This window comes from Labrys okinawensis (assembly GCF_047345005.1).
In the GTDB taxonomy this organism is placed as follows: domain Bacteria; phylum Pseudomonadota; class Alphaproteobacteria; order Rhizobiales; family Labraceae; genus Labrys; species Labrys okinawensis.
In genome coordinates, this window is the sequence record NZ_CP178864.1 from 4,204,442 (window position 1) to 4,225,959 (window position 21,518).

20 protein-coding genes and 1 pseudogene are annotated in these 21,518 nt (G+C 63.6%); 13 read left to right on the forward strand and 8 right to left on the reverse strand.

Annotated elements, in window-relative coordinates:
- The first annotated feature begins 77 nt into the window (after positions 1 to 77).
- The 3 genes from ACMDCR_RS19670 to ACMDCR_RS19680 all read left to right on the forward strand — a co-directional run bounded on the left by ACMDCR_RS19670 (position 78) and on the right by ACMDCR_RS19680 (position 3,027).
- Complete coding sequence (locus ACMDCR_RS19670) at positions 78 to 1,196, forward strand: DNA topoisomerase IB (RefSeq protein ID WP_413988235.1); 1,119 nt, start codon at positions 78 to 80, stop codon at positions 1,194 to 1,196.
- A 146-nt stretch (positions 1,197 to 1,342) separates the two neighbouring features.
- Positions 1,343 to 2,242: a hypothetical protein gene (locus ACMDCR_RS19675; RefSeq protein WP_413988236.1), complete on the forward strand. Its 900-nt coding sequence runs from the start codon at positions 1,343 to 1,345 to the stop codon at positions 2,240 to 2,242.
- Positions 2,243 to 2,322: 80 nt separating this feature from the next.
- Entirely contained in the window at positions 2,323 to 3,027 is a 705-nt protein-coding gene (locus ACMDCR_RS19680) for a helix-turn-helix transcriptional regulator (protein ID WP_413988237.1), read from the forward strand.
- Here the strand turns inward: ACMDCR_RS19680 and ACMDCR_RS19685 are convergent.
- Entirely contained in the window at positions 3,024 to 3,773 is a 750-nt protein-coding gene (locus tag ACMDCR_RS19685; RefSeq protein WP_413988238.1) for a class I SAM-dependent methyltransferase, read from the reverse strand. The two genes, ACMDCR_RS19680 and ACMDCR_RS19685, sit on opposite strands and share 4 nt — an antisense overlap.
- A gap of 304 nt (positions 3,774 to 4,077) precedes the next feature.
- Here ACMDCR_RS19685 and ACMDCR_RS19690 point away from each other — a divergent pair, with 304 nt between their 5' ends.
- From ACMDCR_RS19690 to ACMDCR_RS19725, 8 genes are all read left to right on the forward strand, one after another.
- Positions 4,078 to 5,016: a ketopantoate reductase family protein gene (locus ACMDCR_RS19690; protein ID WP_413988239.1), complete on the forward strand. Its 939-nt coding sequence runs from the start codon at positions 4,078 to 4,080 to the stop codon at positions 5,014 to 5,016.
- A 180-nt stretch (positions 5,017 to 5,196) separates the two neighbouring features.
- Complete coding sequence (locus ACMDCR_RS19695; RefSeq protein WP_413988240.1) at positions 5,197 to 7,365, forward strand: hydantoinase/oxoprolinase family protein; 2,169 nt, start codon at positions 5,197 to 5,199, stop codon at positions 7,363 to 7,365.
- Between the two features lie 18 nt (positions 7,366 to 7,383).
- Positions 7,384 to 9,579 carry a hydantoinase B/oxoprolinase family protein gene (locus tag ACMDCR_RS19700; RefSeq protein ID WP_413988241.1) on the forward strand — a complete coding sequence of 732 codons (2,196 nt, stop codon included), beginning with the start codon at positions 7,384 to 7,386 and terminating at the stop codon, positions 9,577 to 9,579.
- Between the two features lie 201 nt (positions 9,580 to 9,780).
- Positions 9,781 to 10,269 carry an acetone carboxylase subunit gamma gene (locus ACMDCR_RS19705; protein ID WP_413988242.1) on the forward strand — a complete coding sequence of 163 codons (489 nt, stop codon included), beginning with the start codon at positions 9,781 to 9,783 and terminating at the stop codon, positions 10,267 to 10,269.
- A gap of 137 nt (positions 10,270 to 10,406) precedes the next feature.
- On the forward strand, positions 10,407 to 11,234 hold the full coding sequence (locus tag ACMDCR_RS19710; RefSeq protein ID WP_413988243.1) for an SDR family NAD(P)-dependent oxidoreductase: 828 nt from the start codon (positions 10,407 to 10,409) through the stop codon (positions 11,232 to 11,234).
- Positions 11,235 to 11,286: 52 nt separating this feature from the next.
- Complete coding sequence (locus ACMDCR_RS19715; protein ID WP_413988244.1) at positions 11,287 to 12,333, forward strand: helix-turn-helix transcriptional regulator; 1,047 nt, start codon at positions 11,287 to 11,289, stop codon at positions 12,331 to 12,333.
- Between the two features lie 101 nt (positions 12,334 to 12,434).
- Positions 12,435 to 13,424, forward strand: a complete 990-nt coding sequence (locus ACMDCR_RS19720) for an aldo/keto reductase (RefSeq protein ID WP_413988245.1) — start codon at positions 12,435 to 12,437, stop codon at positions 13,422 to 13,424.
- Positions 13,425 to 13,555: 131 nt separating this feature from the next.
- Positions 13,556 to 13,855 (forward strand): hypothetical protein, encoded by a 300-nt coding sequence (locus ACMDCR_RS19725; RefSeq protein WP_413988246.1) that lies wholly within the window; start codon positions 13,556 to 13,558, stop codon positions 13,853 to 13,855.
- A 52-nt stretch (positions 13,856 to 13,907) separates the two neighbouring features.
- On the opposite strand, the gene ACMDCR_RS19730 is transcribed toward ACMDCR_RS19725, so the two are convergent.
- Positions 13,908 to 14,543: an NrsF family protein gene (locus ACMDCR_RS19730; RefSeq protein ID WP_413988247.1), complete on the reverse strand. Its 636-nt coding sequence runs from the start codon at positions 14,541 to 14,543 to the stop codon at positions 13,908 to 13,910.
- A complete protein-coding gene (locus ACMDCR_RS19735) occupies positions 14,540 to 15,097 on the reverse strand; it encodes a sigma-70 family RNA polymerase sigma factor (protein WP_413988248.1) in 558 nt (185 codons plus the stop codon). Before ACMDCR_RS19735 ends, ACMDCR_RS19730 begins: the two co-directional genes overlap by 4 nt.
- A 121-nt stretch (positions 15,098 to 15,218) precedes the next feature.
- Between ACMDCR_RS19735 and ACMDCR_RS19740 the strand changes: the two genes are divergently transcribed.
- On the forward strand, positions 15,219 to 15,497 hold the full coding sequence (locus ACMDCR_RS19740) for a DUF2282 domain-containing protein (protein WP_413988249.1): 279 nt from the start codon (positions 15,219 to 15,221) through the stop codon (positions 15,495 to 15,497).
- Between the two features lie 107 nt (positions 15,498 to 15,604).
- Here the strand turns inward: ACMDCR_RS19740 and ACMDCR_RS19745 are convergent, their stop codons facing one another.
- Positions 15,605 to 16,219, reverse strand: coding sequence for a TetR/AcrR family transcriptional regulator (locus ACMDCR_RS19745; protein WP_413988250.1), 615 nt, complete (start codon positions 16,217 to 16,219; stop codon positions 15,605 to 15,607).
- 209 nt (positions 16,220 to 16,428) lie between these two features.
- On the opposite strand from ACMDCR_RS19745, the gene ACMDCR_RS19750 reads away from it, so the two are divergent.
- The gene (locus ACMDCR_RS19750) at positions 16,429 to 16,734 is read left to right on the forward strand and encodes a putative quinol monooxygenase (RefSeq protein WP_413988251.1); all 306 of its coding nucleotides are present in this window, start codon (positions 16,429 to 16,431) and stop codon (positions 16,732 to 16,734) included.
- A 185-nt stretch (positions 16,735 to 16,919) separates the two neighbouring features.
- Here ACMDCR_RS19750 and ACMDCR_RS19755 read toward each other — a convergent pair whose 3' ends face one another.
- From ACMDCR_RS19755 to ACMDCR_RS19770, 4 genes and pseudogenes are all read right to left on the reverse strand, one after another.
- Positions 16,920 to 18,488 carry an HAL/PAL/TAL family ammonia-lyase gene (locus ACMDCR_RS19755; protein ID WP_413988252.1) on the reverse strand — a complete coding sequence of 523 codons (1,569 nt, stop codon included), beginning with the start codon at positions 18,486 to 18,488 and terminating at the stop codon, positions 16,920 to 16,922.
- A gap of 150 nt (positions 18,489 to 18,638) precedes the next feature.
- On the reverse strand, positions 18,639 to 19,643 hold the full coding sequence (locus tag ACMDCR_RS19760) for an ornithine cyclodeaminase family protein (RefSeq protein WP_413988253.1): 1,005 nt from the start codon (positions 19,641 to 19,643) through the stop codon (positions 18,639 to 18,641).
- A gap of 242 nt (positions 19,644 to 19,885) precedes the next feature.
- Positions 19,886 to 20,027: pseudogene (locus tag ACMDCR_RS19765) on the reverse strand (class II D-tagatose-bisphosphate aldolase non-catalytic subunit); the annotation flags it as partial.
- A 55-nt stretch (positions 20,028 to 20,082) separates the two neighbouring features.
- Positions 20,083 to 21,114 carry a LacI family DNA-binding transcriptional regulator gene (locus ACMDCR_RS19770; protein ID WP_413988254.1) on the reverse strand — a complete coding sequence of 344 codons (1,032 nt, stop codon included), beginning with the start codon at positions 21,112 to 21,114 and terminating at the stop codon, positions 20,083 to 20,085.
- Positions 21,115 to 21,518: the final 404 nt, after the last annotated feature.

The window sequence follows — 21,518 nt, forward strand, 5'->3', positions numbered from 1 at the left end:
TTCCACTCCCCGGAACCGCAAGACCCCCTGCTCGTTAGAGTCCGACCCTGCCGCAGCAGGCTACCGGAGCTCTTTCCATGTTCGATGCCGCGCGAGAATCCTCGGCCGATGCCCAGACAGCGGCGGAACTGGCTGCTGTAGAGGCAGGCCTTCGCTATGTCAGCGACGATGAGGCGGGTATCTCGCGTCGCCGGGCCGGCGCCGGATTCCGTTATACGCGTCGCAATGGCGCGGCGGTGCGCGAAGATGCAACCCTGGCGCGCATTCGCAAACTGGCCATACCGCCGGCCTGGAAGGATGTGTGGATCTGCCTCTCTCCCGGTGGCCATATCCAGGCGACGGGGCGCGACGCGAAGGGCCGCAAGCAGTATCGCTACCATGCGGAGTTTCGTGCCAATCGCGAGGCCAACAAGTTCGAGCATATGGCTGTATTCGCTCACGCCCTGCCCGCCATAAGGACGAAGGTGCGTGAGCAGATGGCGCTCCCCGGCCTGCCGCGCGAGAAGGTGCTGGCCAGCGTCGTGCATCTTTTGGAAACCACGCTCATTCGCATCGGCAATGACGAATATGCCCGCCAAAACAAGAGTTTCGGTCTGACGACGCTGAAGAACCGCCATGCCAGGATCAATGGCAGCGAAGTTCGCTTCCAGTTCACCGGCAAGAGTGGGAAGAAATGGTCCCTCGGTGTCCGGGACCGGCGTGTCGCCAGGATCATCCGCTCCTGCCAGGAATTGCCGGGCCAACAGCTCCTGCAGTACCGCGATGGCGGCGGCGACATTCACGCGGTGAGTTCGAGCGACGTGAACGATTATCTTCAGGAAATCTCGGGCGAGGAAATCACCGCCAAGGATTTCCGCACCTGGGCCGGCACGGTCCTGGCGGCGCTTGCACTCAACGAGCTGCAGCGCTTCGACAGCGAGGCTCAGGCAAAGCGCAATCTCAAGGCTGCCATCGAGACGGTGGCAGCGAGGCTCGGCAACACGCCCGCCATCTGCCGCAAATGCTATGTCCATCCGGAGATTCTCAACGTCTACCTCGACGGCAATCTCGTGCTGAACATTCAGTCGGAAGTGGAGCGCGAGCTGAAAGAAGATCTCTCGCAATTGCGACCGGAGGAAGCCGCCGTACTTGCTCTGCTGCATGGCCGGCTGTCGGCCAAAGCCGAGGAACAAAGCGCCCGGCCGGCTGTTGGTTAGCCAAGTCCAGACGCCCTCCCCCGCAGGCGTCCTTGAGAATGCCGGGCGCGCTGCTGGGGCGCCCGGCATTTTTCCTTGCAGACGAGCCATTGCAATGCAACGCCTTCGGGGGTTCTCTGCCTGACGGATTGCAAGGGATTCCCGGCATGAGTCGTGACCCGCAAGGATTCGAGGTCAGGCCCGCCGAGGGCGAGACGGCCGGCGCGACAGCCAGCTTTCCCTATGATCACATGACTGTGGAGCGTTTTCGCGGGGCCTTTCCGCGTGCCCGCTGGCGCGACGATCTCAAGGCCTGGTTCGTGCCGGGCGCGCGGGCAGTCAAGCGGCTCGACCGCTGGCTGGGGCGCGAACTCAGCAGCGTGCTCACCTATGCGGATGAACGCGGCCGCGATGCTTTCCAGTTCGAGCCCATCGAAAGCCGATATCTGCTAGCCGGGGAGGATATCGAGGTCCGTACACCCTATTCCCGCACCGTGATCGAGGAATTGCGCCAGGTGCCCTGGGCAGCCTGGGACGAGGCGTTGAAGGTCTGGCGCGTTCCCTATCGCTCCTGGCACGAGCTTCGCCAGCATTGGCCGGCCATCGAGGAAGCCGCCGAGCGCAACGAGCCCGAAGCGAGGCGAAAACGGCAGGAAGAGCGGCGTGGTACCGCCGAGCATGAGGAGGCAAAGGCAAGGGCCAATGAACGCCGCCGCCAGCGCTATCCCGTTCCGGCCGACGACCTGCCCCCATCTGACCGCATCGTGATGACTGCCTACGGCGCGGTGCACTTCACCGACGTCACCGGCGAAGTGGCCGACGGGGACGTCCTCCAGCACTTCTATCCAGGCGTTGGGGCCGGCATGGGCACATTGGTCTGGGGTTTCTGGAGCAAGCCCTCGCACGCCGAACTGGTCGCGGCATGGCCGGCGCATTGGCCCCCGAGCGAGCGCGAACTGGCCCGTGGTTGGTGGGTTCCCACGCTCGAGGAGCTGCGCGAGGAGCGGCGCAAAGCGCGCTCGTCAGAACGGGCGCGGGCGACGCGCATCGGTGCCGGCACGGGCTGACGGCTCCCCCTCCGGCAGACTCCTGACAATTTCTGTCAGCAAATGCTGTAGGATATCCGCCCCAATCGGATAGTATCGTCATGGCTCGCACCAGCCGCCTCCTCACTTTGCTTCAGCTCCTGCGCGGTAAGCGCTTGCCTGTGACGGCGGCGGCCCTGGCTGGGGAACTCGAGGTTTCCGAGCGCACGCTTTATCGCGATATCGCCGAGTTGGTGGCCCAGGGCGCTCCCATCCAGGGAGAAGCGGGCCTCGGCTATGTGCTGCGGCCGGGGCTCTTCCTGCCTCCCCTGATGCTGTCGGCGGATGAGACGGAGGCGATCGTGCTGGGCCTGCGCTATGTCGACCAACGAGGCGATCCCGTGCTGAGCGAAGCCGCCAAGGAGGCCCTGGCGAAGATCGAAGCCGTGCTACCCCCCGCTTTGCGCGAGACCGCGCAGAATCCCGTCGCCATGCCCGGCCCCTCCAAGCAGCGCTTCCCCGACAATCCCGTCGATCTCAAGGTCTACCGCGCCGCTATCCGCGCGCAGGCCAAGCTCAAGATCACCTATAGCGATGTCGAGGGCAAAACATCCGCCAGGGTGATCTGGCCGATTGCGCTGGGTTTCATGGAAGAGGTGCGTGTTCTCGCGGCCTGGTGCGAGTTGCGCCAGGATTTTCGCCACTTCCGCACCGATCGTATCGCAACAGCGCGAGAGACGGGCGAACGTTACCCCGGCCGGCGCAATGCCCTGGTCAAGACATGGCGCACAGTCGCCCAAAAAACAGCTGGCCGGGAGGGCGGCTAGCGGATGATCGTCGCCGTGCTCTCCACTGTCTCGGTAATCCTGCCGTCCTCGCTGAAGGGCGTGAGCACGCCGCGCGCCTCCTCCAGCACGGCATCGACCCTGTCGCCGAGGATGGCCGGCGAGGTGGAGGAGAACGAGAGGATGCGCTGGACGAGATCCTCCGCCGGAATGGTCTGTTCCGTCAGCACCACGATCTTCTCGCTCACCGCGAAGCGTGTCCCGGCAAAGAAGGCCGGCAGATCGATCTTGGAGGAACAGTCGGGCTTGGCATGCCCCCAACGCACGCGTAGCGCATCATAGGCTTCGACCCAAGTGTTGCGGCCGTCCTTGGCCGTGCTCGAGGCGCAGATCGCGATGGCGCCACCGGGCGCCACCAGGCGATCGAGCACCGTCCTGGTCGGAGCCGGATCCATCCAGTGCAAGGCACGGCCGATGGCGACGAAGTCGAAAGGGTCGAGATCTGCCGGCAGGGACTCGGCCGTACCTTCCACGAAGGTGATGGGGCGCGAGGCCCGGACCGATGCCTGCCTCGCGAGCGCGAGCATGGCGGGTTCGGGATCGACCGCGGTGATGGCGCCGGCATAGGGCGCGAAGCCGAGTGCGATCAGACCCGGCCCGGTGCCTAGATCGATCAGCGACTTTGCCGGCGTGATGTCCAAGGCTGTCGCGACCTTCTCGAAAAAGGCTGCGGGATAAGGTGCGCGAAAGCGTTCGTAGAAATCGACTGTCGAGGCAAAGCGGCTCACTCTGAAACTCCCTGATGAAAACGCCCAGCCTCCGTTCGACTTTGGAAACAGCGGATGACGTTTTGATGGCGAGTGCAACGGTAGTTGGGCAAAGCAATTGTTTTCGAAGAACAAGGGGGACGAGCAACGGGCCTGTTTATCATTGCGTGCGCAGGGAACGAGAATTTCGCACTTCCGCCAGACTATTATCGCCTTTTCCGCACCGGGCTCGTCTGCGGCTTTCTCGCGTTGACCGCCTTGTTCGCTGAAATTTGCGGGCATATACCCTCAACTCGAAACAGAGTAATGCTAGCGAGGAGAGATCATGCGCATTCTGGTTGTCGGCGCGGGCGCGACGGGCGGCTATTTCGGCGGCCGCCTGGCGCAGGCGGGCCGCGATGTCGCCTTTCTCGTCCGCCCGGCCCGCGCGGAAAAGCTTCGCGCTGCGGGCCTGCAGATCGTCAGCCCGCTTGGCAATGTCACCCTTGCGCCGCGACTGGTCACCACCGGCACCCTTGATGGCCCCTATGACGCTGTGCTGCTCACGGTGAAGGCCTATAGCCTCGAAGCGGCCGTTACCGACATCGCCCCCGCCATCGGCCCTGGTACCATGATCCTGCCGGTGCTCAACGGCATGCGGCATGTCGATGTCATCCGGGCCCGTTTCGGCGACAAGGCCCTGGCCGGCTGCGTCTGCCTGATCGGCGCCACCATCGACGACCAGGACCGCATCGTGCAGCTTACGCCAATGCATAACCTCATCTATGGCGAGATGAATGGCGAGCGCTCCGAGCGCATCACGGCGCTGGATGCCGTCATGCAGGGCGCGGGCTTCAATGCCAGGCTCTCCGACGACATCGAGCGCGAGATGTGGGGCAAATGGATCACGCTCGCCAGCCTCGGCGGCATATGCTGCCTGCTGCGCGGCTCGGTGGGCGAGATCGAGGCAGCGCCGGGCGGCCCGGTCTTCGTGCAGCGCTTCTTCGACGAGGTGGTCAGCGTGGTGAAGGCGGTGGGCAAGCTGCCGGGTGAACCCATCCTGAAGATGGCGCTCGCCATGCTGACCGAGCGAGGCTCGGCCATGGCTTCCTCCATGTATCGCGACCTACAAAAGGGCGCCCCAATCGAGGCCGACCAGATCATCGGAGATTTGCTGGCGCGAGGGCAGAAGGCGGGCGTAGAAACGCCTTTCCTGGCCGCGGCTTACGCAAATCTGACGATTTATCAGGCGACCTTGGAGCGCGGACATCCCGTTCGCTCTTGAACCACCTCCCTTGCAAGCAGGAGCGTGACAATTCCTGAAGCGTTGTCGTTTCAAATAGCTGACATCGCGACATGAAATCATGTCGCGATGTCCGCGCTCTCGGTAGTGACCCGAGGCACATGGCGAAATGTGGCGCCGCCCGCCTAACCTGTGTCCAGCTCACACGGGACAGGGACCGCGATGACCACGACAAGCATAGAAGCCGTCGGCAATCCCATCGTCATCGGCATCGATGCCGGTGGCACCATGACCGATACAATCCTGGTGGACGAGAACGGCCACTTCAAGATCGGCAAGGCGGCGACCACACCGCGGGATGAGTCGGAAGGCTTCATCATCTCCGCCGCCGACGCTGCCGATGCCTGGGGCATTTCGCTGGACGATCTGTTCTCCGGCATTGACGTGGTGCTCTATTCTGGCACCGGCATGCTCAACACCCTCCTCTCGCGCACGGGGCGCAAGCTCGGCCTGATCACCACCAAGGGCCTGGAGGACATGATCCTGATGGGCCGCGGCCTGCAGGCCTGGGCCGACTATTCCTATGCCGACCGCCTGCACGCCATCACCCACCACCACCCCGATCCCCTCGTGCCGCGCCGGCGCACCCATGGCGTCACAGAGCGCGTCGACCAGTTCGGCGACGTAATCATTCCGCTCTATGAGCATGAGGTGGTTGCGGCGGTGCGCAAGCTGATCGCCGACAAGGTCGATGCCATCTGCATCATGACGGTGTTCTCCCATGTGAACCCGGCGCATGAGAAGCGCATCGCCGAGATCGCCCGCCAAGAAATCGCCCATTCGGAGATCGCCAAGGCCGGGATCGAGATCCTGGTCTATACCAGCCATGAGGTCCGCCCCGTCATCCGCGAACAGTCGCGCCTCAACTCCGTGCTGATCGAGGCCTATGCAACCTCGCGCGGCCGCAGGCAGCTCAAGGGCATCGAGGACATCTCGAAGAAGCATGGCTACCGCTATCGCGTGCAGACCCTGCTTTCCTTCGGCGGCCTCACCTCGATCGACCATCCCCGCCTGCACGAGACCATGATCTCCGGCCCGATCGGCGGCATTCTGGGCGCGGCCTATGTCGGCAAGCTGATCGGCAACGACTCGCTGATCTGCTCGGACATGGGCGGCACCTCCTTCGACATGGGCGTGATCACCAGGGGCCAGACCCGCATCGAGAACGAACCGATCATGGACCGGTTCAAGCTCAACGTGCCTACGCTGCATCTCGACACCATCGGCGCAGGCGCCGGCATGATCCTCAAGGTCGATCCGCTCACCCGCAAGATCAGCCTTGGGCCTGAGAGTGCCGGTTCCGATCCCGGCCCGATCTGCTTCGATCGCGGCGGCACCCGCCCGACCATCGCCGACTGCGACGCCATTCTCGGTCGCCTCAACCCGGACTACTTCCTGGGCGGCAAGGTCAAGCTCAACGTCGAGATGGCGACCAAGGCCTTCAGGGAACAATGCGCCGACATTCTCGGCGTGCCCCTGTACGAAGCAGCGGAAGGCATGATCGACATGCTGGAGGCCGACGCCAACAACGCCCTGCGCCGCGTGATCTCGGGCCAGGGCATCCACCCCTCCGAATTCACTTTGCTCTCCTATGGCGGCTCCGGGCCGTTGCATCTGGCCGGCTGCAGCCGCGGCATCGGCTTCAAGGACATCATCACCTTTCAGTTTGCCGCCGCCTTCTCCGCTTTCGGCTGCACCACGGCCGACTACATGCGCCGCCATTCGATCTCGACCCAGATCGATATCGCCAGCAGTGCGGGCGACGACACGCTCGCCGCTACGGCCAAGCGCATCTCGGCCGTCTGGGACGAACTCAAGGACGCCGCGGTCAACGAGATGATGGCCGATGGCCATGGCCGCGAGAAGATCCGGACGGTGCCGTTCCTGATGATGCGCTATACAGGCCAGCTCGAAGACGTAGAAGTGGCCGCGCCACTGGAACATGCAAGCACGGCGGACGATATGCGCAGCATCATCGCCGCCTTCGAGGACGTCTACGGCAAGATCAACCATCGCGTCTCGCGCTACGGTTCGGCCGGCTATTCGGTGATGGAGCTCGGCCTGATCGCCACTGCCGACAAGGTCAAGCCGATCCTGCTCAAGCGGCCGCTCGGCTCCGCCAACCCGGCTTCAGCCCGCAAGGGCGTACGCGAGGCCTATCTCGGCGGGCGCTGGCACAAAGCCGACCTCTACGAGATGGACCGCCTGCAGCCCGGCCATGAAGTCGAGGGTCCGGCGATCATCGAGCATCCCGCCACCACCCTGGTGGTGCATCCCGGCGACAGCGTCTTCATCGACGAATGGACGCTGCTGCATTACCGCCACGCTTGAGCGAAGAGGAATAACCCCATGCTGGACCATGTCAAAGCCCACATGCCGCTTCGCGAACGCATGCTGGAATCCGAGCGGCTGATGGAAGAGACCGGATGCTATGACGGCATCACCTCGCTGAAGCTGCGCAAGCAGGATCCGTTGAAATTCGAGACGCTGCACACCAAGCTGCGTGCGTACTGCGTCTCGGCCCGCGAAATGGCCCGCCGCATCTCCGCCTCGCCAGGCGTGCGTGAAGTCGGCGAGATGGTCGTCGCCCTCTACACGCCGGAAGGCGATGCCATCGCGCTCTCCAACGGCATCATGGTGCATGTCCACACCATGAGCCGCTTCATCAAGTGGATGATCCGAGAGGGTTATGAGGCCAATCCCGGCATCAATCCCGGCGACATCTTCGCCAACAACGACGCCTTCATCGGCACAGTGCAGGTGCCCGATGTCATGGACGTGGTGCCGATCTTCCATTCGGGCGAATTGATCGGCTGGGCCGGCGCCGTCTGCCACGAACTCGAAGCCGGCGGCATCACTCCCGGGGGCGATGTGTGCCTCGCCCAGGAACGCTTCACCGAAGGCCTGTTCGTCTGTGCCGAGAAGATCGGCACCAATGACGAGATCCGCCGCGACTATGTCATACGCTGCGAGCGCAACCTGCGCATGCCGATCTATTGGGTGCTCGACGAGAAGGCCAAGGTCGCCTCCTGCATCGACATGCGCGAGAATCTCATCGCTCTCGTCGACGAAATCGGCCTCGATTGCTGGAAGCAGATCTCCAAGGAATTCATCGAGGAGGGACGCATCAGCCAGCTTGCCCGCACCCGCCAGCTCACCGTGCCGGGCGTCTATCGCGGCCACACCTTCTACGGCCATGTCACCAAGGGCAAGCCGGGCTTCCAGCCACTGGGCGATCCCGACTGGCTCTACAACATCCCCGTCGAGATGGAGATCGCCATCGGCGGCAAGATCACGCTGGACTTCGAGGGCACCCAGCCCTGGGGCTACCATTCGATGAACTGCACGCCGGCCGGCATGGATGGCGGCATGTTCGTGACGCTGACCCAGCACATGAACTTCGAGGGCCTCGTCAATGACGGCGCCTGGATGGCCACCGAACTGAAGATCCCCAAGGGCACCTGGACCAATCCCGACAACGAGATGGTGGCGACCGCGACCTCCTGGGCCCTGCTGCTGCCGGCCTATGGCGTGTTCCAGCGCCTGCTTTCGCGCGGCTTCCTGGCCCGCGGCTTCATCGAGGAGGTCTTCGTCGGCCAGGTCAACTCGCCGATGATCGAGATGGGCGGCGAGAGCCAATACGGCACCTTGTTCGGCATGGCGCATTTCGAATGCGCCGCCGCCGGCTCCGGCGCCCTCGCCATCAAGGATGGGCTCGACACCGCCTATGTCGGCTGGAATCCGGAATCCGACATGGGCAATATCGAGATCTGGGAACAGAATATGCCGATGCTCTATATCGGCCGTTCGATCCTGCCCAATTCCGGCGGCTCCGGCAAATATCGCGGCGGCTGCGCCTTCATCTCGACCTGGCTGGTCAGCAAGTCCAACCATCTGCGCCTCGTGACCTCGGAGCATTCCTCCCGCGTCTTCGACAATGGCGGAATGTGCGGCGGCTATCCCGCGCCCACCTGCCAGATGCATCGGGCCGTACGCGACACGAACATCAGTGAGCTGATAGCCGATAGGAAGCCCCTGCCCCACACCATCGGCACCGATCCCTACCGCTCCGATCTCGAAAAGCTGGTCGAGGGCAAGCATGTCACCGACGAGGGCCCCTACATCACGGCCCCGCACAAATCGGGCGATATCTTCACCCATTCCTACAATGGCGGCGGCGGCTATGGCGACGTGCTGGAGCGCGATCCGGTGAAGACAGCCTATGATGTCGAGAACGGCTTCCTCACGCCGGAAGCAGCGGAAGGCGTATTCGGCATCGTGCTGCGGGAGGCCGCCGAGGCCGACCGGCTGGAGCCCGATCTCGAAGCGACCGCCGCATTGCGCAAGCAAATGCGAGCCGACCGCATCGCGGCCTCCGTGCCGGTCTCGGAATGGATCGCCGCAGAAGCCAGGCGCGTGGCGACTTCCGACTTCGCGCCTGAGGTCGGCAAGATGCACGCCAATGCGATGAAGCTTTCGCCCCGATTTGCATCGGATTTCCGCAAATTCTGGGGCCTCGAGGCCTCGTTCACGGTCAAATATTGAGGAGCCAACCTTCACCCTCCCCTTGATGGTCCGCAACTCACTTGAGTTGCGAGGGGTCGGACGAAGTCCGGGTGGGGTGGAATCCCCGTCCCACCCGGTCAGGGCATCTTGCACCACCTCAACAACGTCTCGTTTCTCACCCACCCCGGACTTCGGTCCGACCCTCCCCATCAAGGGGAGGGTGAAAAAATCGAGGTCTCGATGAGCAGCTATCCCAAGGAAACCATCCGCGAACTCGTCGCCGGCACCCTGCCCTGGCACCAGACCAAGCAGATCATGAGCGCCTACAAGGATGATGATCGCTTTCTGACCTACCTCGCAGTGCTGCAGGATCGCGTGCCCTGGAAGGACCGGATCCTCCTGCCTATCAGCGACCACCTCTTCATCGCCGAAACGCCTGGCGGACGCGTCACCAAATGCGAATGCGGCCGGGAATTCGGCCATTACAAGAAGAACTGGAAGCTCGGTGCGCATATCCGCGTGCGCAAGAGCAAGGAGGCACTCCGCGAGATCTATCCCAATTCCGATATTCCCGATCCGGAATGGATGGAGATCCGCGAGTTCATCTGCCAGTCCTGCGGCACGCTGCATGAGGTAGAGGCGGCAGCGCCCGGCTACCCGATCGTGCACGACTTCGATCCGGACCTTGAGGGCTTCTATCGCGAGTGGCTGAAGCAGCCGCTGGAATAGCCTGGGAGCGCGGACGGCCTCGTCCGCTCTTGGAACAACGACCTTGCGCGGTAGGGAGGTTCGGGTTCCAACATTTCGTTCTGAACCCACACCGTTTCAAGAGCGGACGAGACGTCCGCGCTCCCAGGAATATCCCCATGCCCCCCTCCCTCCACGGCCGTGCTGCCCTGGTTACCGGCGGCCTCACCGGCCAGGGTTTTGCCATCGCCCAGGCGCTAGCCGCCGCGGGTGCCAATGTCGCGGTTGGGTCCTATATCGGCGAGGGCGCAAGGCTCGGAGATGCCGCGGCCTATCCCGAGAGGGCTCAGCTCGAGAATGTTCAGGCCGCGCTGACCGCCCTCGGTGTGAAGGTCCATGCCGGACACCTCGATGTGCGTTCCAGCGCTATCATCGATGCCTTCATTGCGGATGCCGAGGTGATGTGCGGCCCGATCGATATCCTGGTCAACGCCGCCGGCACCACGGCCGAGCAGCCGGTGAGCGGGCATTCGGATGCATTGTGGGACAAGATCATCGACACCAATCTCACCGGCGCCTTCCGCACCACCCGTTCGCTGCTGCCCAAAATGATGGCGCGAGGCTGGGGCCGCGTCATCAATATCGGCTCAACGGCAGCGAGCGTCGGCTGGAAGGATAATCCGGCCTATTGCGCCTCGAAATCCGGCCTGCTCGGCCTCACGCGCTGCGTGGCGCTGGAAGGCGCACCGCATGGGGTGACGGCCGTGATGATCTCGCCGACCTGGGTCGAGACCGAGCTGATGCGCCGGAACGTCGCCCAGGTCGCCGAGCGCGAGGGCAAGGGCGAGAGCCTGGAGGCTGCCATGGCCCGGATCGCTGGCCAGAACCCGCAGCAGCGCATCATTCAGCCGAACGAGGTGGCGGGCCTTGCAGTGTTTCTCTGCAGCGAGGCGGCCAAGGGCATCACGGCGGAGAATATCCAGATCACAGGCGGCGCGCTCTGGTAGAGGAGACGGGGCCACGCTAGCCTGAGCCCTGCCCGTTTTGGATTTGCGTCGGATGAAATCGCCTGCCATCGCCTCCGGCCTTCCGCTGGCCTCGATCAACACGGCCCTCGGCGAGGCCGCGCGGCTGGCAGGCACCTCGGGCTTCTACCCCGCGCTGCTATCGGCCTTCCGGGCGCTGGTGCCGCATGATATCGCGACGGTGGTGCGTTATTCGGCCGTCGGAGAGCCGACTTTCCTGCTGCATCACGGCTTTTCCGATAGCCTCGCCCGCCAATATGAGACGACCTTCTTCGTCTTCGACCCCTTTTACCGTTACTGGACGCAGACCGAGCAGCCGGGCGTCGTCTCGCTCGATATGTTTCCAGCCGCCGCGACCCGGCACAGCCGCTATGTGCGCGAGTTCCTGGAGGAATCGAGCATCACCGACGAGCTCGGCATCTTCCTGCCGGCCCTCGGCCGGGCCAGCGTGGCGATGTTCCTGGAGCGCAAGGTCGGACGCTTCGTAAGCGCGGAACGCACGTCCATCGAGGTTTTCTACCCCCTCTTCGCCGGGCTCGATATCGCCCATGTCAATGCGATCCTGGCGGCCGAGGGCGGCAGTGGCCCCTCGCTGCCGCGCGCGGTGATGATCCGCGACCGCGACGGCAATGCCGTGCATATGAGCGACGCCTGGCGCAAGCTCGAGCAGGCCGATGCCGGCCTGAAGCGAGCGGTCGAGCGCCTGGCAGCCGAGGACGCCGGCCAAGCCTTGCTCGGCGAGGGCAACATCCTCCATCGCACGCGCATGTCGGCGGCCCACGCCTTCGCACCGCAGGGCTGGCTGTTCATGGTGGAAAAAGCCCCTTCCACGTCAGCCGATTACGACCAGATCATCATCTCCCGCCTTAATCCGGCGCTGACCCCTCGCGAGGTCGATATCGTCAAGCTGATCCTCGAAGGTCACCCGACCGCGACGATCGCCCAGCGCCTCAACCTGCAACGCGGCACGGTAAAGAACCATCGCCTGCGCATCTACGAGAAGCTCGACATCACCTCCGAGCGCGAGCTTTTCATCACCTATATCCAGGCGCTGCAGCGACAGGGCCACACCGAAAAGTGATGCTGCTCCGGCTTGGCGAAGCCGTCACGCAGGGCCGATAACCTGCACATTCCCTCCGCCTCTTTTCACAAATCCTTTCCCAATCACAAACGGATCGTCCTATGCGCATCAAGTCCCTCGGCAAGACAGGCCTGCAGGTTTCCGAACTTTGCCTGGGCACCATGACTTTCGGCCTTCAGATCGAGGAAGACCCTTCACGCCAAATCCTCGAGAAGGCGGCAGCGGGCGGCATCAACTTCATCGACACCGCCGATGTCTACCCTCTCGGCGGCGGGTTCGATACGGTCGGGCGCACGGAAGAAATTATCGGCCGCTGGCTCAAGGGCAGGCGCGGCAGCTTTATCCTTGCTACCAAGGCCTGCGGCGCCATGGGACCGAACCCCTGGGAGCAAGGCGCGTCACGCAAGCACCTGCTCGATGCCATCGACGCCTCCTTGCGCCGGCTCGGGACCGACTATGTCGATCTCTACCAGCTCCATTCCGATGATGCCTCGACACCGATCGACGAAACGCTGGAAGCCCTCGACGTGATCGTCCGATCCGGCCGGGCTCGCTATATCGGCGTTTCCAACTTCCTCGCTTATCGCCTGGCACGGGCGTTGGGCCGCGCCGACGTCAAAAACACCGGCCGCTTCGTCTGCGTGCAGCCCCGCTACAGCCTGCTCTTCCGCGAGATCGAGCGTGAATTGCTGCCGCTCTGCGCCGAGGAGGGTCTCGGCGTCATCCCCTACAATCCCCTCGCTGGCGGTTTCCTGACCGGCAAGCATAAGAGGGGCACACCAACTCAGGGTACACGCTTCACCCTCGGAACGGCCGGCGCACGCTACCAGGAGCGCTATTGGAACGACCGTGCCTTCGATACCGTCGAACCCTATATCGCCCTGGCCGCCGAGGCAGGCGTCTCTCCCGTGACCCTGGCGATGGCCTGGGTGCTGGCCAATCCCGTCATCACTTCCCCGATCATCGGCGCGAGCCGATCAGAGCAACTCGACGATTCCCTCTCCGCCACGGGCTACACCATCGCGCCGGACCTCAAGAAAAAGCTCGACGAGCTCACGCATGAATACCGTTTTGGCGACGCGCCGAGATGACAAAATAACGTAACGGAATGTCCGATCCTTGTTACGTACGTCATATGACGCGCAAAGCCGCACTTTCGCCTGAATGCGCCAGCATTGCCGTCCGATCGGTGCGGTTGGGGGCAGTCGCGCAGGAGAGCAGGATGCGTCTTCCACTCATTGCCGGGACCGTAGCCGCCCTGGCGGCCGGTTCCCTTTCCATGACCCCTCAAGCCCAGGCCGTAGGCTGTCTGTCGGGTGCCGTCGCAGGCGGCGTCGCCGGGCATTATGCCGGCCATCACGCCGTGCTGGGCGCCATCGGCGGCTGCGCTATCGGGCACCATCTCGCCGTGCAGGCCAAGAAGAAGAAGCTCGAGGAAGAGCAGCAGATGCGGGCTCCCTCACCTGCCTCGGCGCAGCCTGCGCCGGTTCCTCCTCCCGCGCCGGTACCCGCCGCGCATTGAAGCGAACAACTGTTCAGTGTGCCGACCTCCAGGTCGGCACACAATCAGCGCCTCACCACCTCAACCATTTCCTGCCGGCAAAATAGCCCGCGAGTACCACGATACCTGTCGCTAGCGGGTACCAGGTCGCAACGAAAAGCGGGCTGTCGTCCGGGCAGTGCGAGGCATAGAAGGTAGCGCCAATGCCGCTGGCGACCAGGCCGGCGATTGCCCCCATCAGGCCCGGATTCTCCGGCGCGCCCTGGCGCATCACATAGAGGATGCAGGCGAGCGGGCCCACTGCCATCAGCGGGATCAACGTCATGCAATAGGGTGCGTTGGACCCGATCCAGCGCGCCTCCCAAGTGGAAGACGGCATCACCACGAGTTCGACGATCACGGCCACAGCCAGCAGCGCCGGCGCTGCAGCAATCGCCTTGCCCCAGGCTCCGAATGGAACGCCCGGCTGGGCCATGCGCAGGATCAGCCCGGTCGCCGTGGTCGCCATAGTGAGCGTGACCAGGAACTTGAACAGAAAGCGGCCCGTATGCATGGCACTGTCGACATCAGGCCGCATGCCGATCGAGGAGAAGAACAGGACAGCGGTGATCACCGCCCCGCCCGCCAGCGCCGCCGCGAAAGCCTTGCCGATCCGCCATCCAGCGGCATTGTCCTCGGCCAGTGCCTTGATGAAATCGTCGGTCTTCACAAATTGTCACTCCGGTAAAGCGCGGCCAGCGTCTTGAGGGCGCGGTGCAGGGCCACGCGTACGGCTCCCTCCGACATATTGAGCCGGCTCGCGGTGTCGCGGATGCTGGTGCCGCGCACGGAGATCGATTGCACGATGTCGCGCTGCGGGTCCTTGAGTCGGGCCAGAAGGCGCTCGATGTCGAGGTGGTCGAGATCGTCGGCCTGCTCGTCCGCCTCCAGGGTCTCGATCACATCCTCGATCGGCACCACCACTTGTCGGCCCCGACGGCGCATGGTGTCGATCATCTTGTTGCGCACGATGGTGGAGAGCCAGGGGCCAAGCGGGCGAGCGGGATCCCAAGTGCCGCGCTTGAGATGGATGGCGAGCAGCACCTCCTGCACCACGTCTTCCGCCTCGCTCGCCGCCGCCCCGAAACTCTCGCAGCGCTTGCGGGCCATGGAGCGCAGGAACGGCGTCACCGCCTGCAGGAAGCGCTGATAAGCCGCGCCATCGCCCGCGATCGCTGCCCGCAACCATGTCGCCCACTCCTCTTCGCGCAAGGAACTATGCACGTCCTACCCCTTCTTCGCGTGGGTTCACGTCTTTGTTACAGGCCGTAATGAACGCCAGGCCCCGGGCGTAGGGGCCCTTGCAAGCCGATGACGGCTCGCTGCTTTTCATGGAGATACCATAATGGATCGTCGTATCGTAACGCTCGCTCTTGCCGGCTCGCTCGCCTCGGCCATCGCCGCCGTCGCGGTGCCCGCCTTCGCCGGACCGGTGAGCCCCGAGCAGGCTGTCGGCAAGGAGAAGTGCTACGGCATCGCGCTGAAGGGCCAGAACGATTGCGCCGCCGGCGCGCATGACTGCGCCGGTCATTCGACCGTCGACTTCGACAAGGCTTCTTTCAAGCTGGTCCCCAAGGGCACTTGCCACACGATCAAGGGGACGCTGAAGCCGGGTCGGGCCTGAGGCGGCGGGGCGGCCTCCGCTCCGGCCAGGACCGAAGCCGGGAGGCCGCCCCATCTCTTCGATCCTGCTGATCTTCCGTACTAACACTGGCAGAAACGCATGGCCAATCATTGTGTTGTAGCCACTTCTTGATAATCCTCAGAACCCAGAAGGGCGAGGGCTGGCCGCAAGGCGCCTTCGAGTTCGTCGCGGCGCGGTGCGGTGCGCGCGAGCACGCGCAGGCCAAGTTGCACGCTCAGGAAGAAGCGAGCGAGGTCTTCCGCGTCATGGGTGAGAGGGATGCTGCCATCCCGCTGCCCGGCAAGCACACAGCGGTGGAAAAAGGCTTGGATACGCCCCAGCACCTCGGCGACCACAGCGCGGAATTCGGGATCGCGTGGCCCGGCTTCCAGGGCGGAGTTGACCATCATGCATCCTCGCGCCTTCGGGTCGCCGAGGGAGAGTTCGATGATTTCGCGATAGAAGGCAATGATCGCCTCGCGCGGTGGCAGGCTCGCCTCCAGGCGTACCGTACGCTCGCCGAAGCTGCGTTCAGTGTAGAAGTCGAGGGAACGGCGATAAAGCGCGCGCTTGTCGCCGAAGGCGTTGTAGAGACTGGCGCCTGTCATGCCCATCCGCGTTGCCAGATCGCGCACGGAGGTGGCCTCGTACCCCTGCTCCCAGAAACATTGCATCGCCGCGTCGAGCACGGCCTCTTCGTCGAACTCCCGTGGCCGGGCCATAGTCATCTTCCCGAGATCGTGTTCAGGCGGCAATTGTCACGCGTATCTCGCCATGCATTCTATAGCGTGTGTTCCAAAACTCAACGGGAGGAGGCGTCCCTATGATCTGCCTCTATTTCAATCCGATGCCAAGCCCGCTGAAGCCGCCGGCGGCGTGAGGCCCCTGCCCCGACCCGCCATCCCTCCAAACTTCAGAGAAGGATCATCCCGTGACGCATTATGCCATCTATGTTGAACTCAAGGCCAAGCCCGGCAAGGAAGAGGCCGTCGCCAGCTTCCTCGCCAGCGCCCAGGGCTTGGTTGCAGCCGAGCCGGATACCATCGCATGGTTCGCCGTGCGCTATGACAACGACACATTCGCCATCTTCGATGCCTTCGACACCGAAGCCGGCCGTAAGGCGCATCTGAGCGGCGCGGTGGCGGCCGCCCTCATGGCCAACGCGGCCGACCTGCTCGCCATAGCGCCGGAAATCCGGCAGCCTTCCGTGCTGGCGGACAAGCTGCCGGGAGCCTGAACCGGCAGCTCGAGGCTCGAGGCGTAGGGCGCCACGCAGAAGCCTCCTCCACGAAGCTTGGGGGAGGTGTCGCGACGAAGTCGTGACGGAGGGGATGTGGTCAGGAAAAGGCGCGTGAAAAGGAAACCTGAGTTGGTGGTTACCACACCCAATTCTGGCCACGCCCCCTCCGACCTTCGCTACACTCAGCCACCTCCCCCAGCTTCGTGGGGGAGGCTTTCATGTCGCGCCTCTCGACTAACCAGATCGTGGATCGCTGCAACCGTCCGCACGCCCCACAACACCCCATGCAGAACCTCGGCGTCCGGCCCGGTCTCGCGATCGGTGTCGAGCGCCGGGATCACAGCACGCACCATCGCCTGCAGCCTCGTGCCGACCTTGCCGAGCGTGCGAGGCTTGCCGGCAGCGCGCAGGTCGCAGGCCTGCGCCGCCAGCATCGTCTCGATCGTGACAAGCCAACGGGTCTGCTCGTTCTGCTCGTCGAGCTTGCGGATGGTAAGGGCGGAGTGCGGCGTCAGGTCTTCCACCGTGTCGGAGACCGCAAGGCCGTCGAGGCTTGCCGGGGCGGCCTTGAGGCGCACTTCGGCCTGCAGCGCGGAGATCGCCTTCTGCATCGGCACGAAGCCGGCGGAGGCACCACCGACGGGCGAAAGATAGTTCGGCACGCCCGAGAGCCGGCCTGTCATCAGCTTGATCGAGCGGTTGGCCGAAGCCGTCGCAAGATGCGTCATGGCGATGGCAAGGCTGTCGAAAGCGAGTGCGATGGCCGGCGTGTGGAAATTCGCTGAGGAATAGATTTCGCCCGTCTCCGCGATCACCAGCGGGTTGTCGGCGGCGGCGTTGAGTTCGATCTCGACCGCTTCCTTCGCCGCCTCATAGGCGGTGAAAGTACTGCCGGTGACCTGCGACAGAGCACGGAAGCTGATGGCATCCTGGACCAACCGGGCATTGCCGTGCAGATCGCTGCCTTCAAGCCCTTTCCGGAACAGGGCCGCCGCCTCGACCTGCCCCCTCGCTGGCCGGGCCAGCGCCAGGCGCTCGTCGAAGATGCGTGGATTGGCGCCGTAGCCTTCGAAGGCCAGCGTCGCGGCGGCGACGTGCACGTCGAGGATATCCCTGACGGCCTCCAGCGACAGCGCCGCCATCGCAACCGTGACCGATGAGGCGTTGGCGATGGCGAGCCCGTCCTTGGCGCCGAGCGCCACCGGCTTCAGCCCGGCCCTCGCCAGCGCTTCGGTGCCGGGCAAGAGCCGGCCGCCAACCCAGGCCCGCCCACGCCCGATCGCGACTGCCGCCACGCTCATCAGTATGATGAGATCGCCGGTGCCGAGCGAGCCGCGCGAGGGAATGGCCGGGATGATGTCGTGCGCCAGCATCTCGACCATCTGCTCCAGCACCTTCAACGAAATGCCTCCGCCACCCTTGGCCAGCGCGACGATGCGGCAAAACAGGGCGGCGCGGCAGCTCTCGACCGGCAGCGGCTCCCCGACGCCGGCAATGCGGCCGCGCACCATCTGCTCCTGGAAGGCGGGAATCTCCTCAGGCTTGATACGGTGGCCGACATTGCCGCCAAGGCCTGTGTTGAGGCCGTAAACCGGAATATCACCATCGATATGAGCGTCCACAACGGCCCGGGCCTTTCGTATACGCTCGACGACTTCGGGAGTGAAAGCGACACGTAGCGGCCCCTTCGAGGCGGCCACGACATCGGCGAGGGTCAGGCGTGTATCCGCCTGTAGAGTGAATTCGTTCATGACCATCCGGGGAATTGGAGTGTCGACCTCCTGGTCGACATCTTGGAAATGGAGCGTTTGCAGGGAAGGAAGATAGCGGTCGGAGACCGCCACTCCGCGTTTCGTCCGCCTCTCCCGACAAAATTAGCGCCTACGCACACCAAGCTCATTTCACGCATATCGCAGTGTCTGGCCGAGGCCCTTCGCGGTGGCTTTTTTCAGGAAGGCGTGGCCGAGGGCAATGTCCGACAGCGACAGGCCGCGATGCCAGAACAGGATGGTCTCGTCATCGCTCTGCCGGCCCGGCTTCAGCCCGGCGACGATCTGGCCCATTTCTGCATGCAGCGTCTTTTCCGACAGCTTGCCGGCCTCGACATGAGCGCGGAGCGAACCGAACTTGCCGCCCTTGCACTGGCCCCAGTCGTCGACCACCAGCTTGGACATGATGTCGGTGAGGCTGAGTTCCACTGCGCTCATGGTGCCATAGGGCACCACGAACGCGCCGGGCTTGATCCAATCGGTCTTCAGCATCGGCTCGGGCTTCGAGAGGCGCGAAGCCTCGACCACGATGTCGGCGCCTTCCACGCAGGAACGCCAGTCTTCCGTAACTACGATCTTCTTGCCCAAGTCCTTGCCAAGGCGCTCGCCGAAGGCATTGCGGCTTTCGCGGCGGCGGGAATGCACGCGGATCTCGTCGAAGTCGAACAGGCTGTCGAGCAGCCGCACATTCCAATAGGCAGTGCCGCGGGCGCCGATATGGCCAAGTATCCTGGAGTTCTTGCGTGCGAGATATTTCGCGCCGATCGCCGTGACCGCGCCGGTGCGCATGTCGGTAATACCGCTCGCGTCCATGATCGCCCTGGGGGCACCGATACGAGGGTCGAACAGGGTGAGGACACCGAACTCTGACGGCAGGCCTTGCTTATAATTGTCGACGAAGTCGCCGACCACCTTCACGCCGGCCGCATCGATCTCGCCGCCGATCCAGCCGCGCAGCACGTTGAAATGGCCCTCCACCCCTGCCCGCGGCTCGAGATGCACGCGCGGCTCGATCGCCGTCTCGCCGCGACCCTGCATGGCCAGGCTTTCCTCGATGGCCGCGAGGATTTCCTGGTCCGTCAAGGCAGTCGCCTCGATGTCGAGGCGGTTGAGGTAAGTAATATGGATTGGCTGCATGAAAAGTAGATTCCTGGAGCGAAATAGGCGGCGCACTGTCGGGATCTCGGCCGCCGCTGTCAACGACCGCCCTTCCCTCTCACGCAGGCTTTATTGCAGCGGCGTAACCGTCGAGCACTTCGCGCCGCGAGCGACAGGGCTGCCGCCATATCGAAGGGTCCGTCGTGGCGGGCCGAGGCTGGCAGGAATTGATGCACCTGTGTCGGCGGCAAGGTGCAGCCCTCCAAGCCAGCCGAGAATCTCTCGACGGGCGTCATTCCGGTATAGCCGCCACCTTGGTTGACCTGGTTGCAGGTCGCCTCGATCAGCGCTTCGCCGCTCGCCGCGGCCATGCGCCAAGGTCGTTTCGACCACCGCCGGATGGGCCGCGCAGATCGAGGCAATGCCGCCTCGCTTGCCTGCTCGCCGGGTCTCTTCGTGGTCTGGTTCTTGTTCGTGATCAGGCCGAGGCGCGCATCATGAGCTGCGCCTCCAGGCGGAATTGCTGGGGCGCGCCGGGCGCTGTCTCAGCGCCCTCGACCTTCGCCAGCAGGGTCTCGACGCAGAGCGTGCCGATGCGCGAGAAGTTCTGGGCGACGGTGGTGAGCGGCGGGCAACCGAAGCGGCTGTAGGGCTGGTCGTCATGCCCGGCAACCCGCAAGCGGCAATCGGCCTCGCGCCCCACCTTGATGCCGCGCTGGAAGGCGGCCGCCATGACGCCCACGGCGATGCGATCATTGGCGCACAGCAGGGTGGAGGACGGGAAACCCTTGCCGTCGATGACACTTAGCGCCTCGCTGTAGCCGATCTCCTCGAAGCGCCAGTCGGGTCTGCTGGATACCCGTATGATCTCCGGCTGAAAGCCGAGGCGCTCCATGGTCCGGATATAGGCCCTGCTGCGTTCGTCGGCATTGTGGTTCACCGCCGGCATCTCGAAGAAGCAGGGTGGCGAGCCGGTGCGGCAGAGGTAATCGGTGATCAGCCCGATGCTCTGGTCGTTGTCGGTGCCTACGAAAGGCGAGCCGTCGCTCAGAAAGGAATCGAGATAGACGACAGGGATATGCGCTTTCAGGCTCTCCATGCGCGAGGCATCGGTGATGGAGCCGAGCGGCGCAAGAATTGCCCCCGCGATCTTCAGGGACAACAGGGTTTCGACCGAACGCGCCTCGAGCGAGGGATCGCCGCGCGAAGAAAGCACCAGGACGAGATAGCCGTCGAGCGCGCAGCGCATCTCGATATGGCGCACCATCTCGGAGAAAAACATGTCGGAGGTGTCTGGCACGATCACCCCGATGATTTTCGGCCGCTTCTTGTTGAGATTTACGGCGAAGAGGTTGGGTCGGTAATCGTATTTTGCCAGCGCTCGCTCGATCTTGCTGCGGATCGATTTGCGAACGCTGGAGGGATCGTTGAAATATTTGGATACGGTCGGGCGCGAGATGCCGCTCAACTGAGCGAATTCCGCCATGTTCCTGATCTTCTGAACGGCCATAATGCCCAAGCCTCCCGATGTTTCCTATTTTTACACGTGGAAACAATTATATTTTTTACACGCCGTAAATTTGTTCACCGCTACCACTGCTCCCTGGAGTAGGTCGCCATTATTTTATATCGTTTGGACAATATGTTAACCCGATTTCTCGATCTCGATTACGGCCTATCCCTGTCAAGCTTTTCGCGCGCAATATATTTTATTGACGCTTTTGCCGTCAAACCATAGTCTGACAATATAGAAAAGACAAAAATAATATTCGGAGGGAGCCACACTGTCCGGACTGCGCCCAGCACCGCGACGATGATCCATTCACATCCTTCCACACGCCATCGGGTGCCTTCGGGCAACCGTAGCCGGTTCGGCACTTCTCGCCAGAAGAGGCCCCGCACCGGGCATCAAGA